The organism is Binatus sp. (SeqCode) (genome assembly GCF_036522015.1).
In the GTDB taxonomy this organism is placed as follows: Bacteria; Desulfobacterota; Binatia; order Binatales; family Binataceae; genus Binatus.
Map to the genome: position 1 here is coordinate 1 of NZ_DATDGQ010000300.1, position 12,158 is coordinate 12,158.

The following is a 12,158-nucleotide window of genomic DNA, read 5'->3' on the forward strand; positions in this document are numbered from 1 at the left end:
GTCTCGTCGGCGAACACCTGGATGTTTTTGCCCGCGTCGCGCGCCGCGCGAACCACGCCGAGCGCCGTGCCGTATCCCGCCGTCGCCAGCGCGCCCGCATTGCAATGCGTCAACACTGTTGCGGGGTCTCCGATGAGTTCGGCGCCGAATTTTCCCATCGCGCGATTTGCCGCCACGTCTTCGGTGTAGATCGCGATCGCCTCCGCGCGCATGCGACTAAACAACTCGGCAGCGTCGAGGGAGATGCTCTCGTCGAGCACGCGTCCCATCCGATCCACTGCCCACGCGAGGTTTACCGCAGTGGGCCGGGTCGACTTGAGTGCTTTGGCGACGACCGCGAAGCGTTTTTTCGCCTTTGTGCCCGCGGTGCCTCTGATTCCGAGCGCGACGCCCATCGCTGCCGCAACTCCAATCGCCGGTGCGCCGCGAATCACCATCGTGCGGATAGCCTCCGCGACGCCGCGGTAGTCGCGGTAGGTTCGAATCACCTCCCGCACTGGAAGCAGGCGCTGATCGATCATGCGAACGGTATCCGCGCGCCATTCTATCGTCATTACAGCCATGTAGTCCGACTCTTTCGCACGCGAGTGAGGTTTCGAAGTCCGCATTGTGCCGAGCAATAGAAAACGGCGCTGCTGATCGTTCGCGGCGCCGCTCAACTGGCTTCGAATGCACGATACCGCATTTGCGGCCGGTACGCGCGAATCTTCAGTTATACTTTTTCGTACACTCCGCGCGTTTTTCGTTTTGCAGCGCCGGCATCGATCCATCGCGTGATTGCCGCAAAAATCTCCGACGGCCGCTTCCCTTTGAGTCCCCGCACATTGCGCACGTCAGCCGCCTTGAACTGCCTGGGGAGTGCGGAAAGCACTGCGCGCCAGTTGACGCGGCCGGTGGGTCCGCTACTAACCGACTTTGCCGAACCGCCACTTAGACCGATCAACGAGCCGAGTCTCGCTTCTTCAGATTTCAGTTTAGTCAGAACCGACTCTTTCAGGCGGATATCCTTGCGTAGATTGAGTAGCAAAGTGCGCGCTTGCCGCTGTACTTGCTGGAATGCCGATGCGGCTCCGGCCGCAGTCTTCTTACGAGGCATGTAGCTATCTCCTCAGGGAATTGATCAGTACCAAATCGAATTTGAACATACACAATCAATCAAATATCTACAAGTATCAAAGTCATTTTGTCCACTATCAACATCGTAACAACTGGATATAGCTGATCGATGTTTTGAAATCATGCTTGACCTACGTAGCTGGATAGTCACACACTCGGAAGTTTTCTCAGTCGGCGAAGCCCTGTTGCTAAGGAAATCGGGTTGCCAAATGGAGAGATCTCGATCCCGCAAGTCTCCGGCAACCGTCCTTGACGCTTATCGGTGGCCGCATCCATCTTTCGTCGGCTATCTTCGCACGAATCTCGTCGTCGCGGATGCGAACTCTTTACGACGAGAAGCACTTCGACCTCTCATCGGCACTGTTGAAATCGTGGCGACTGACCCAGTGCGATATAACGATTTTAGAAACGAACAGCAGTCACAATGCTCACGATACCGCGCATAGACATTCGTGATTCCATTCACCGCTGACTAATGTTTTGTCGCTCATTTCCCTAACAACTGACAACCAAGCACCAGCGAAACTTGGCGAAACAGCAGGGTACAGGACCAAAAGGAGCACTATGTTTGAGATTGGCGCGATGCTATAAGCATTTCGGAATTTTCACTAGATGCGCGCTGTTGGTACTGCTACAACGCTGGACGCCGCGAGGCACTCGGGGTGCGCGCAAGGAGAGGGGTAATGGGCCGCAGACTGTATGTTGGGAATCTGGCTTGGACTGTGACCGACCAGGATCTGCTCGACGTATTTTCAGAAGCAGGAAAGGTGGACAGCGCGCAAGTCATCATTGACCGCGCCACCAACCGCTCGCGGGGATTCGGTTTCGTTGAGATGGGGACCGATGAGGCGGCCGAAGGCGCAATCAAGAAATTGAACGGCCGCGACATCAAAGGCCGTCCGATTCGCGTCAACGAAGCACAGGCGCGCAGCGGCGGCGCCGGCGGGGGCGGAGGCGGTGGCGGCGAACGCCGTGGCGGACGCGACCATTAGTCAGTTCCGCAGCTCTACATAGTGCGCGACTGTAGTTCTCGCCTCGGCGCGCAGCAAAATATACTTGACCCACTTGCGGGGACACCCCGATTTTCGGGCCAAACCCTCGCGTTTCGTACGCTCCTCGCGCTAAACCATAACCGTGGAACTCATCATGCTCGAAGCGCAGAGCGAGCGCGCCGTGATTGTGCCTGCAGCCGGATGCCAATGTCTCAGCTACCGTGCCGGCACGCTCGATGTCATCGCGGGACCAGCAAACCCCGACGCATGGCGCGATCATCCGCATCGCGGCGGCGTTCCGATTCTCTTTCCGTGGCCGAGCCGCATCGCCCGCGCACGCTTCACATTCAAGGGCCGCGAATACCGGCTGCCGGTGAACGAGCCTGCATACGGCAACGCGATTCACGGCTTCGCGTGCGAGCGGGCCTTTCGGGTGACGCGTCGCGGACCGTATTTCGTCACGGCGATTCTCGATTCATCTGACTATTCGGATCTCAATTCGTTCTGGCCGTGGCCGTTCGTGCTCGAAATAGACTACCAAGTAGGTAATGGACTGAGATTCAATGCCCGCATCACCAACACCGGCGACTCCGTCATGCCGTTTGGATTAGGCGCGCATCCGTACTTTCACGCGCCGCTCAATCCGCAAGGCATGCGTGACGCGATGATGATTCAACTCGACGCCAACGCTCGATGGGCGCTGGACACCAACTTCATACCTACAGGCGATACCGAGCAGCTGTCGGGCAAGTACGATCTTCGCGCGCCGCGCACTATACGTAGTGATACTTACGACGACGCATTTCACATGGCGCCAATCGCGAAGGGCGATGCGCCGTCATCGCGCGCGCGGCTCATCGATCCGTCTTTGAAGCTCGCGGTCGAAGTCCGTACCGACGCCGCGTTCGGCGACTTCGTCGTGTTTGCTCCGCCGAACAATCCGGTGGTCGCGCTCGAGCCGTACACTTGCGCGCCCGACGCCTTCAACCTCGCGGAACGCGGCGTCGCGGCCGGGATGCGTGAGCTCGCGCCCGGCGAGATCTTCGAGGCGGGTTTCGAGATTCGTCTCAACGTCCCTTGAACTTCGGCTCACGCCGCTGCGCCAGGGCGGACGCGCCTTCGCGAAAATCTTCGGTGAGCAGCAACGAGCTCTGAGCGAGCACTTCGAGCTCCTGGAACGTCATCTTGTCGAGGCCGTGGCCCTTGTCGATGATCCGCTTCGCGAGTCCAACTGCGAGCGGTGCGTTGCGCGCCATCTCGCGCGCAAGCTCTTCGGCCGCGGCGAGATGCGTCCCTTCGGCGACCACGCGATTCACCAACCCGATCTTCTCAGCATCCATTGCCTCGATCATGCGAGCAGTCATGATCAGTTCCTTCGAGCGCGCATAGCCGACCGTCCGCGTGAGCCGCGTCGTGCCGCCCACGTCGGGCACCAGGCCGATACGCACTTCCGGCATCCCGAGTCGCGCGCCGACCGACGCGATTCGCGCATCGCAGGCGAGCGCCAGCTCGAGTCCGAGTCCGCCGACGAAGCCGTGCAGCGCGCCGATAACCGGCTTCTCGAGACTCTCGATCCGGTTCAGCGACGCTTGCGACTCCGCCACGAAGCGCCGAAAGCGTTGCATGTCGGGCCCACCGCCCTGGCCGCTATTCGCGCCGCTGTCGTTGCTGAGCGAAGTGAAATCGATACCCGCCGAGAACGCCTGCCCTTCGCCATAGATGATGATCGCGCGAACGTCGTTGCGATCGACCTCGTCGATCGCCTCGGGCAGCGCGCGGAGCATCGCCTGGTTAATCGCATTGCGCTTTTCCGGGCGGTTGAGCGCGATATACGCGATCTCACCTTCGACTCGGACTTTGATTCCACTATCCGCCATGAGTGATACCTCGATTGCTATTGAACTGATGCTACCGCGCCACAGAAGCGAAACTATCTCGTCCCGCCGCTGCTGGAAAGCCCACGGACAAAATCGCCCGGGAACCGTTGCCACGGGTGAACCATCGGTCTATAGCGGAGTTGGACTCAGCGGGGAGGGGAAATTTATGCACAGGCGAATCCTTCAGATGAGCGCGGCGGTAGCCGTGGTTGCGCTCGGTATCACAGTTGGAACGGTGGCGTTCGCGGCCTCGGACCACGAGTCATGCTCGACGACGAGCTCGGACGTCACGTCTTCGAACATGGACGGTACGCAGGCTAATTGCGATGCGGCGATCGGCCCGCCCAACAGCGCGAAGGCCAAGGCGTCGAAGGTTGGCGAAGCGCAATCAATCGGGGAAGACGGCGGCAAGGCCGACAGCTCGGCGTCCGGTGGCAAGGCGTTTGCCCAGGGCGAGAATGCGGGCAGCGCGACCGCGGAGCAGTCAGGCACAGGGATGGCGCAAGCGACTGCAAATGGCGGGAAGGCTACCGCAAAAGCGATGGGCGGCGCGAGTTCCGCGGACGCGAGCGCCACCGCTGGCGGCAAGGGCACTGCGACCTCGATGAATGGCGGTGGCTCCACCGCGGAAGGCGATAGCGGAGGCAAGGCGACCTCGACTTCATCGGGAGTTGGAAGCAACGCCAGCTCTTTGGCCGAGAACTCAGGCAACGCGAAAGCGAAAGCGACCGGCGCTGCCCTGGCCACCGCCTCAGCCACGGCGTCCTGCAAAGCCAACGCGACGGCCGACGCCGATGGCAGCAAGGCGGGTGCCATATGCTCGCAACAAGGGTCGTCGGTAAGCGCGGACGCAACCAAAGGATCCAAAGCGATCGGCAGCGACACGTCGACGCCGACGTGCACGCCAATGAACGGCGGCATAGCGAAGGTCAAAAGCCCGATGGGCAACTGCGGCTGAGCGCCGCGCACGGGCAACTCTGAGTCAGCAAATAGAGCTGAAGAGCGCCCAAGGGACTTATAGGGAGAGGGGAAGAGACAGCGGGCCGGGTTCTGCAAAGCTCTCGTAGCAGGGTGAGGGGAAGAAGCGTCAGGGCTTTAGTAGGACCTTCATTGCGTTGTCTTTTCTTGCGTTGAAGATTTCGTAGGCTTTCGCGGCGTCGGCTAGCGGCATGACGTGGCTGATCAGGGGGCGCGGATCCAATGTGCCGTGTTCTATCAGGCGGGCTAGTTGTGGGATGTGAGCGTTGATGTTGGCGAGGCCTACCTTGAACGTCAGGTCGCGGGCGAAGGCGTAGCCGATTGGAAAATTGAAGGACGGGGCGCCGAAGGCGCCGATTACTGAGACTGTGCCGCCGCCGCGCGCGGCCATTATTGCGGCTGTCAAAGCATTCTCGTTGCCTACTGCTTCGATCGTTACGTCGGCGCCGCGGCCTTCGGTGCGATCGAGGATTGTTTGATTTGCTTTTTCGGTATCCACAGCAAAGGCGCCTAGCTTGCGAGCGAGTTCCAGGCGGTACGGGATGCTGTCAACGGCGATCACATCAGCGGGGCCGAATAGTTTTGCGCTCATCACGGCGCATAGACCTACCGGGCCGCATCCGAAGATTGCGACTGTGTCGCCCGGGCGGATGTTGCCGTTGATCGCGCCGAAGTAAGCGGTCGGCAGGATGTCGGCGAGAAAGACTGCGGCGTCGTCGTCGATCGCGTCGGGCAGCGGGTAGCAGGTGTAGTCGGCCATCGGGACGCGCACCGCTTCGGATTGCTCGCCGCCCAGCCATCCGAGCTTGCCGGCGGAACTCGAGCCGTAGCCGAAAACCGCGGAGCCGCTTTCGGAGCATTGCGAGGGCTGGCCGCGGCGGCAGAAGAAGCATCGCCCGCATGCGACCAGGCCCGACACGACGACGCGCTGTCCTTTCTTGAGGCGGTCGACGCCCGCGCCGACTTCCTCGATCACACCGACGCCCTCATGACCCAGCACGAAGCCGGGTTCGATGGGAAAGGCGCCGTGATAGAAGTGCAGGTCGGAGCCGCAGATGCCGGCGCGGGTGATCCGTACGAGGGCGTCGGTGGGAGTCTGGAGGGCGGGGTCATCGACGCGCTCGACGCGCACGTCGTGGGGTCCGTGGAAGACAGTTCCTCTCATTTTTTCACCGTCCAGGCGGGTTCAGAGAATAGGCAGAATCCTGAATCGCGCGCAAAAAGTGCGCGCTGGATAAGGACCCTCACCTTCATCCTCTCCCTTACAGGGAGAGGAGACAGAAAACCCGGCACGCGATAATTGCATAGACCGGGGCGGGTTTGCAGAGGCGGCGAAGCGCGTGGTAATTCCAAGGGCTGATACTCGGAGGCTCTATGATTCAGAACGTGAAGAAAATTCTCGCGCCGATCGATTTTTCAGAACACTCGATGGACGCGATGCGGAACGCGATGGAAATGGCGAAGGACGTCGGCGCCGAAGTTCACCTGATGCACGTCATAGCGCCGCATCACCATTTTATCCCACTGCCTTTGGCGACCAATCTCGAACAGAGCCGCGAGCTGGCGCGCGAAGCCGCGATGATCGAGCAGGCGGAAGAAGAACTCGCACGCATCAAGAAGGACGACTTCGGCGATTCGAAGAAGGTCGTCACGTTCGCGGTGGTGGGGCATCCCGTGCAGAAACTCGCCGATTACGCCAAAGAGCAGGCCATCGACCTGATCGTGATGTCGACGCACGGGCGCAGCAGCGCTGAGCATATGATGCTTGGCGGGACGACCGAAAAACTGGTGCGCAACGCGCCGTGCTCGGTCCTCGTCATGCGTCCGCGCAAGCAGTAATCGACCAGCAACGGCATTCCCGGCGACCGCGAACGCATGACGCGCGGCCGCCGGCTTTCATTCAGGAGATCCAGTATGAACCTCGAACAGCAGAAGGAACGCGCGCTCACATTTCTAAGAGGCCTTGAAAAGCCGGACGCGAGTACCTACCAGGATTTGCTTGCGGACGATTTCGAATTCGAGATGATGGGGCGGCTGCCAGGAGTCGCGCCGATACGGGGCAAAGATGCGTTTCTAAAATCGACGCCGCCGATGCTCAAGGCGATGTTTCCCAACGGCCTTAACATCAAGCTTATTTCGGTAATCGCCGAGGGGCCGCACGTCGCAGTGCAGGCCGAATCAGACACGACGGCCGGCAACGGGAAGAAATATGCGAACCGCTATCACTTCTACGTTCTGTTCAAGGGCGACAAAATCGCACAGGTTCGCGAGTACAACGACACCAACCACGTGCGCGAAGTCTTCATGAGCTGAGCAGTTCTCAACCGACGAAATGACCAGCATGCACTATGCGGTCAGAGATCTAGCGTCATGGCACGATGCGGTCAGCGAGTTGCAGAAACGAAGAACTAGCGCTGATGATCTCGGGGAGCCGTCGTGAATAAAAGATTAGGGCCAGGCAGATTGCTCCACCCGGCCCGTTAGCCAACCGGGAAAAGGGGGGCAAACCCCGGCCAGCACCCGTATTCTATACAAGTGCGCGCACGTTGCAATAACAATCAGGATGGCTGGATTTCAAGTTATCCACCGCTTTTTGCATCGCTCAGACCAGGCCGCCGCCGAGCGCCGGGATGAAATGCACTTCGCTATCTTCGTTAACCGGGTCGAGAACGCCGCCGGTGGCAATCTCGCCGTCGATCGACACCGCGATCGACGGGCGGATGTCTCCGTGTACTAACAACTGCTGGTCGATTCCTGGAAACTGCTGGCCAAGATGCAGGACCAGCTCGCGGATTGATTTTCCGGGGACGCTGACGCGCTCGATGCCACCAGTAAATTTGCGTAGGAGTGCTGGGATTACAACTGTTGGCATTGCAAATGAAGAAGGGCGAGCGATTTCCGCCCGCCCTTCTTGATCGCTCCTGATCAATCCGCCGCGGCGGAATGTTTTGTTGAGTCGCGATGCTTGAGCATTGCCTTAAGCAGCTTCGGCGGCGACATCGGCGTCTCGAGCATTCTAACGCCGACGGCGCGATAAATCGCGTTGGCGACAGCTGCGACTGGCGGCACGATCGACACTTCGCCGACGCCGCGCACGCCCAGCGGATGGCCGGGGTTTGCTTCCTCGATGACGACGGTTTCGATCATCGGCAAGTCGAGGCAGGTCGGCATGCGGTAGTCGAGGAATCCGGAGTTACGCAGCGTGCCCTTGTCGTCGTAAAAATATTCTTCGTTCAGCGCCCATCCGAGACCCTGCGCTGTCCCGCCCTGCATTTGCCCTTCGACGTAGCTCGGATGAATCGCCTTGCCCGCATCCTGCGCGACGGTGCATCGCAGGATTTGCACCTTGCCGGTGTCGGGATCGACTTCGACGTCGACGAGCGTGGTCGCGAATCCCGGTCCTACCCCGCGCGCATTCACGCTCGCGCGACCGGTGATCGGTCCTCCGGTGCGTGGGAAGCGGGGCGCGAGCTGCTTGATCGACATCGGCGGCACGCCGTTGCCTTTCGCGTGGAGCTTGCCGTCGCGGAATTCGACTTCGTCGGGCTTCTTCTCCCAGACCTTGGCGGCGCGCTCGATCAATTGACGCTCGGCGTCTTTGGCGGCTTCATACACCGCCATCCCGGTTGCGAAAGTGACGCGGCTGCCGCCGGTCACGTCGGTATGACCGATCGAATCGGTGTCGGCGGTGATTGGCCGCACGTCGGTCACTGGCAGACCGAGAACTTCGGCGGTGATCATCGCCATCGAGGCGCGCGATCCGCCGATATCCGGCGAGCCGGTCACGACGCTAGCGGTTCCGTCGGCGTGGATATTCACCGTCGCCGAGGACTGCATTCCGGCGTTGAACCAGAATCCAGACGCGACGCCGCGTCCACGGAATTTGCCGGTCAGCTTCGATTTGTAGTGCGGGCTGTTCTTGATGCCTTCGAGGGTCTGGATCAACCCGATGCGCTTGAATGGAGGGCCGACGACCTGCGCGTCGCCTTCCTTGACCGCGTTCTTCAGACGGAAATCGATCGGATCGATTCCGCATTTCTCGGCGAGCTCGTCGATGATCGTCTCCGATGCGAACGCGGCATTGGTTGCGCCAGGCGCGCGATAGGCCGCGGTTTTGGGACGATTGACGACGACGTCGTACGCGTCGATCAAGAAATTCTCGACCGTATATGGCGCAATGATGCACATCGCGCCCGCGCCGACCGGTGAGCCGGGGAACGCGCCCGCCTCGTACGCCATCCAGATTTCGGCGGCGACGAGTTTGCCGTCCTTGGTCGCGCCCATCTTCACTTTGATCTTCGAGCCCGAGGTCGGGCCGCTCGCGCGCAGCACTTCCGACCGCGACATGACGAGCTTCACCGGCGCGCCGGTCTTCTTCGACAGCAGGACAGAGAGCGGCTCGAGGTAGATGGTGGTCTTGCCGCCGAAGCCGCCGCCGATTTCTGCCGGCACGACCTTGATGTGGCCGACCGGCATCCCGAGCACCTGCGCGCTCAGCGAGCGGACGTCGAAGGCGCCCTGCGTCGAGCAGTAAATCGTCGCCTGTCCGTCGGAATTGTAGATACCGACGGCGTTGTGCGGCTCGATGTATCCCTGGTGCACCATCGCGGTGTTGAATTCGCGCTCGATGACGTAGTCGGCCGCCTTGAAGCCCGCCTCGACGTCGCCGCGCTTGAACTGGTAGTGCTGCGCGACGTTGGTCTGCTTGTCGCCTTCCTCCTTGTTGCGGAGGTCCTTCAGCAAAATCGGCGCGCCCGGCTTGGTGGCCACATCGACGGTCATCACGGGCGGCAGCACTTCGTATTCGACTTCGATGAGGCGCAGAGCTTCTTCGGCGATATGCGGGCTGGTCGCGGCGACGGCGGCGATCGCGTGGCCGTCGTACAGGACCTTGTCGTGCGCGAGGATGTTCATCGACAGGTACATCGGGTTGATGACCATCTCGCCCGACTGCTCGAGCTTGTTCTCGGCCTGCGGGAGATCCTTCGACGTAACGATCGCTTTGACGCCGGGGAGCTTGAGCGCCTTGTCGATTTTGATCGATTTGATATTCGCGTGAGCGTGCGGGCTGCGCAGCACCTTGCCGTGCAGCATGCCGGGGAACGCGTAGTCGGCGCCGTACTTGGCGCGGCCGGTCACCTTGTCAACGCCGTCGTGCCGAATCGGACGCGTTCCGATAACTTTGAAATTGTCAGTCGTAGTTGATGCCGCCATGGGCTTTTTTTAACCTCTCGAATCCAACGTCGTTGCTGTGCTCTATCGCGCGGCCGCTTTGCCTTCGCCCTGCGAGCGAATGTCGGCAGCAGCATCGAGCACTGCTTTCACAATCTTGTCGTAACCCGTGCATCGGCAGAGATTGCCGGCCAGCGCGTAGCGAACTTCGGGCTCGGTCGGTTTCGGATTTCGATCGAGCAGCGATTTCGCCGAAATCAGAAATCCGGGCGTGCAGATGCCGCACTGCAAGCTCGCGTGCTCGAGAAACTTGTTCTGCAAAACGCTAAGCACGCCCTGCGTGGCGAGTCCCTCGACTGTATCGATTTTCTTGCCCTGCGCTTCGACGCCGAGCACCAGGCACGAGCATACTGCGTGGCCGTCGAGCAGCACGGTGCATGCGCCGCAATCGCCGGTCAGGCATCCTTCCTTGGAGCCGGTGAGTTCCAGCACGTCGCGCAGAGTTTCGAGCAGGCTCTGGCGTGGCTCGCACAGGAACTCGACGGTTTCTCCGTTGATGGTCGCTTCTACCAGGGTCTTTTTCATAACTCTATGCCGTGTGTTTTTTCGTGGTGATGGCTGTGGTTCAGTTTTTCTTCGCGCGTTCGGCGGCGATTGTGAGCGCGCGGCGCGTGAGTACGCCGGTGACGTGGACCCGAAAATCGATCGTCCCGCGCATGTCGTCGATCGGCTTGCAGATTGCGCTCGCCGCATGGCCGGCGGCTTCGAGCGCCGCATCGTCGAGTTTCTTGCCGACGAGTGCTTCGGCGGCTTTGCCTGCGAGCAGCGGAGTCGCGGCGACTGCACCAAGAGCGATGCGCGCCGCTTTCACCTTGTCGCCGTCGAGGGTGACCGACGCTCCGACGCCGACGACTGCGATATCCATCTCGTTGCGCGGGATGAATCGAAGATAAGCGTCGCTCGAATGCGGCGCGGGCGCGGGAATCAGCAATTCGACGAGCAACTCGCCGGGCTTCAACACGGTGCGTCCCGGCGACACGACGAAATCTTCGACCGGAACTTCGCGCTCGCCAGCAGGGCCGACGATTCGAGCGCGCGCGCCGAGCGCGATCAGCGCGGGGGTAGTATCGGCGGCCGGCGATCCATTGCATAAATTGCCGCCGACTGACGCGCGGTTCTGAATCTGCAACGAGCCGATCAGATGAGCCGCCTCTCTGAGGCCGGGGTAATGCTTGCGCATCACATCGCTATCGCTGATCTCGATACACGGAACCGCCGCGCCAAGGCGCAATCCTTTTTTGGCATCGAAGGAGAGAGTCTGCAGCTCCTTGATTTTTTTGACGTCAACCAGATGCTCGGTACGGCGGACTCCAGCGCGGAGCTGGATGAGGATATCAGTACCGCCGCAGAACGGACGCGCGTTCTCGCCGTGGGTTTTGAGGATGCTGACGGCCTGATCGAGCGAGCTTGGGGCTTCGTAATTAATGGCGTGCAAAGGTGAGAAACCTCCAGATCGGGTTAAGATTATACCCGCCTTTATTCCTTGGATAGCCTACTTGCCGCCCGCTGAAAAGAGAACGCGACCGACCCACCGCTCTCCGCTTGAGTGAACCCGAGAGAAGAAGGCTGAAAGGCGAATATTACGAAGGTCAGATTGTGACCGAAGAAATTTTCAGGCAGTCGCGCTCCTGCCCCGCCGATCTTACTCCCAATTGTAACGCTCTGCCGCATGCCGCATTCGGCGGCTCGCATTACAGTCTCGATGAGACGGGCGTTATGAACGGCGTGTTCAAAGCCGGGTGTGCTGTAGGTGCCCGCACGCATATCACGGACAAGATGAGAGTAAACCTCTCCAACGTTAATCGCAGCACCGATGAGGCCACCGGAGACCGCGGGCGCCTCGGGCGCTGGGAATGCCATGTTTGACAGTCAGCTTCAGATCGCCAGCCTGGAAGCCGTAGGGGTGATCGCTGGTCAAGCTGAGCCAGCCCGCCGATCCCCTGATCTCGAAGCTGAAGCGAGC

At 60.6% G+C, this 12,158-nt stretch carries 13 protein-coding genes and 1 pseudogene; 6 read left to right on the plus strand and 8 right to left on the minus strand.

Features of this window, described 5'->3' with window-relative positions:
• Together VIW95_RS12810 and VIW95_RS12815 are read right to left on the minus strand one after the other, a co-directional pair.
• Positions 1–563, minus strand: a pseudogene (locus VIW95_RS12810) (S-methyl-5-thioribose-1-phosphate isomerase); the annotation flags it as partial.
• A gap of 149 nt (positions 564–712) precedes the next feature.
• Positions 713–1,096: a hypothetical protein gene (locus VIW95_RS12815; RefSeq protein ID WP_331587078.1), complete on the minus strand. Its 384-nt coding sequence runs from the start codon at positions 1,094–1,096 to the stop codon at positions 713–715.
• A 703-nt stretch (positions 1,097–1,799) separates the two neighbouring features.
• Between VIW95_RS12815 and VIW95_RS12820 the strand changes: the two genes are divergently transcribed.
• Positions 1,800–2,108 carry an RNA-binding protein gene (locus tag VIW95_RS12820; protein WP_331587080.1) on the plus strand — a complete coding sequence of 103 codons (309 nt, stop codon included), beginning with the start codon at positions 1,800–1,802 and terminating at the stop codon, positions 2,106–2,108.
• 154 nt (positions 2,109–2,262) lie between these two features.
• Positions 2,263–3,189, plus strand: a complete 927-nt coding sequence (locus VIW95_RS12825; protein WP_331587082.1) for a hypothetical protein — start codon at positions 2,263–2,265, stop codon at positions 3,187–3,189.
• Here the strand turns inward: VIW95_RS12825 and VIW95_RS12830 are convergent.
• On the minus strand, positions 3,176–3,985 hold the full coding sequence (locus VIW95_RS12830; RefSeq protein ID WP_331587084.1) for an enoyl-CoA hydratase/isomerase family protein: 810 nt from the start codon (positions 3,983–3,985) through the stop codon (positions 3,176–3,178). The genes VIW95_RS12825 and VIW95_RS12830 overlap by 14 nt on opposite strands.
• 187 nt (positions 3,986–4,172) lie before the next feature.
• Here VIW95_RS12830 and VIW95_RS12835 point away from each other — a divergent pair, with 187 nt between their 5' ends.
• Complete coding sequence (locus tag VIW95_RS12835; protein ID WP_331587086.1) at positions 4,173–4,943, plus strand: hypothetical protein; 771 nt, start codon at positions 4,173–4,175, stop codon at positions 4,941–4,943.
• Between the two features lie 129 nt (positions 4,944–5,072).
• Here the strand turns inward: VIW95_RS12835 and VIW95_RS12840 are convergent, their stop codons facing one another.
• Complete coding sequence (locus VIW95_RS12840; protein ID WP_331587088.1) at positions 5,073–6,128, minus strand: alcohol dehydrogenase catalytic domain-containing protein; 1,056 nt, start codon at positions 6,126–6,128, stop codon at positions 5,073–5,075.
• 209 nt (positions 6,129–6,337) lie between these two features.
• Here VIW95_RS12840 and VIW95_RS12845 point away from each other — a divergent pair, with 209 nt between their 5' ends.
• On the plus strand, positions 6,338–6,802 hold the full coding sequence (locus VIW95_RS12845) for a universal stress protein (RefSeq protein ID WP_331587090.1): 465 nt from the start codon (positions 6,338–6,340) through the stop codon (positions 6,800–6,802).
• A gap of 75 nt (positions 6,803–6,877) precedes the next feature.
• Entirely contained in the window at positions 6,878–7,276 is a 399-nt protein-coding gene (locus VIW95_RS12850) for a nuclear transport factor 2 family protein (protein ID WP_331587092.1), read from the plus strand.
• 289 nt (positions 7,277–7,565) lie between these two features.
• Here VIW95_RS12850 and VIW95_RS12855 read toward each other — a convergent pair whose 3' ends face one another.
• Genes VIW95_RS12855 through VIW95_RS12870 form a run of 4 tightly spaced genes read right to left on the minus strand, consistent with a single transcriptional unit; the run spans position 7,566 to position 11,630 of the window.
• Positions 7,566–7,835: a MoaD/ThiS family protein gene (locus VIW95_RS12855; RefSeq protein ID WP_331587094.1), complete on the minus strand. Its 270-nt coding sequence runs from the start codon at positions 7,833–7,835 to the stop codon at positions 7,566–7,568.
• A 53-nt stretch (positions 7,836–7,888) separates the two neighbouring features.
• A complete protein-coding gene (locus tag VIW95_RS12860) occupies positions 7,889–10,177 on the minus strand; it encodes a xanthine dehydrogenase family protein molybdopterin-binding subunit (RefSeq protein WP_331587096.1) in 2,289 nt (762 codons plus the stop codon).
• Between the two features lie 42 nt (positions 10,178–10,219).
• Positions 10,220–10,720, minus strand: coding sequence for a (2Fe-2S)-binding protein (locus VIW95_RS12865; RefSeq protein ID WP_331587097.1), 501 nt, complete (start codon positions 10,718–10,720; stop codon positions 10,220–10,222).
• A gap of 40 nt (positions 10,721–10,760) precedes the next feature.
• Positions 10,761–11,630: a xanthine dehydrogenase family protein subunit M gene (locus VIW95_RS12870; RefSeq protein WP_331587099.1), complete on the minus strand. Its 870-nt coding sequence runs from the start codon at positions 11,628–11,630 to the stop codon at positions 10,761–10,763.
• 161 nt (positions 11,631–11,791) lie between these two features.
• On the opposite strand from VIW95_RS12870, the gene VIW95_RS12875 reads away from it, so the two are divergent.
• Entirely contained in the window at positions 11,792–12,061 is a 270-nt protein-coding gene (locus VIW95_RS12875; RefSeq protein ID WP_331587101.1) for a hypothetical protein, read from the plus strand.
• Positions 12,062–12,158: the final 97 nt, after the last annotated feature.

Excerpts from the sequence above, each read along its gene's own strand:
- VIW95_RS12830 (WP_331587084.1), bottom strand. The coding sequence starts at position 3,985 with ATGGCGGATAGTGGAATCAAAGTCCGAGTCGAAGGTGAGATCGCGTAT.
- VIW95_RS12850 (WP_331587092.1), top strand. The coding sequence starts at position 6,878 with ATGAACCTCGAACAGCAGAAGGAACGCGCGCTCACATTTCTAAGAGGC.
- VIW95_RS12840 (WP_331587088.1), bottom strand. The coding sequence starts at position 6,128 with ATGAGAGGAACTGTCTTCCACGGACCCCACGACGTGCGCGTCGAGCGC.
- VIW95_RS12820 (WP_331587080.1), top strand. The coding sequence starts at position 1,800 with ATGGGCCGCAGACTGTATGTTGGGAATCTGGCTTGGACTGTGACCGAC.
- VIW95_RS12825 (WP_331587082.1), top strand. The coding sequence starts at position 2,263 with ATGCTCGAAGCGCAGAGCGAGCGCGCCGTGATTGTGCCTGCAGCCGGA.
- VIW95_RS12845 (WP_331587090.1), top strand. The coding sequence starts at position 6,338 with ATGATTCAGAACGTGAAGAAAATTCTCGCGCCGATCGATTTTTCAGAA.
- VIW95_RS12815 (WP_331587078.1), bottom strand. The coding sequence starts at position 1,096 with ATGCCTCGTAAGAAGACTGCGGCCGGAGCCGCATCGGCATTCCAGCAA.
- VIW95_RS12860 (WP_331587096.1), bottom strand. The coding sequence starts at position 10,177 with ATGGCGGCATCAACTACGACTGACAATTTCAAAGTTATCGGAACGCGT.
- VIW95_RS12835 (WP_331587086.1), top strand. The coding sequence starts at position 4,173 with ATGAGCGCGGCGGTAGCCGTGGTTGCGCTCGGTATCACAGTTGGAACG.
- VIW95_RS12865 (WP_331587097.1), bottom strand. The coding sequence starts at position 10,720 with ATGAAAAAGACCCTGGTAGAAGCGACCATCAACGGAGAAACCGTCGAG.
- VIW95_RS12855 (WP_331587094.1), bottom strand. The coding sequence starts at position 7,835 with ATGCCAACAGTTGTAATCCCAGCACTCCTACGCAAATTTACTGGTGGC.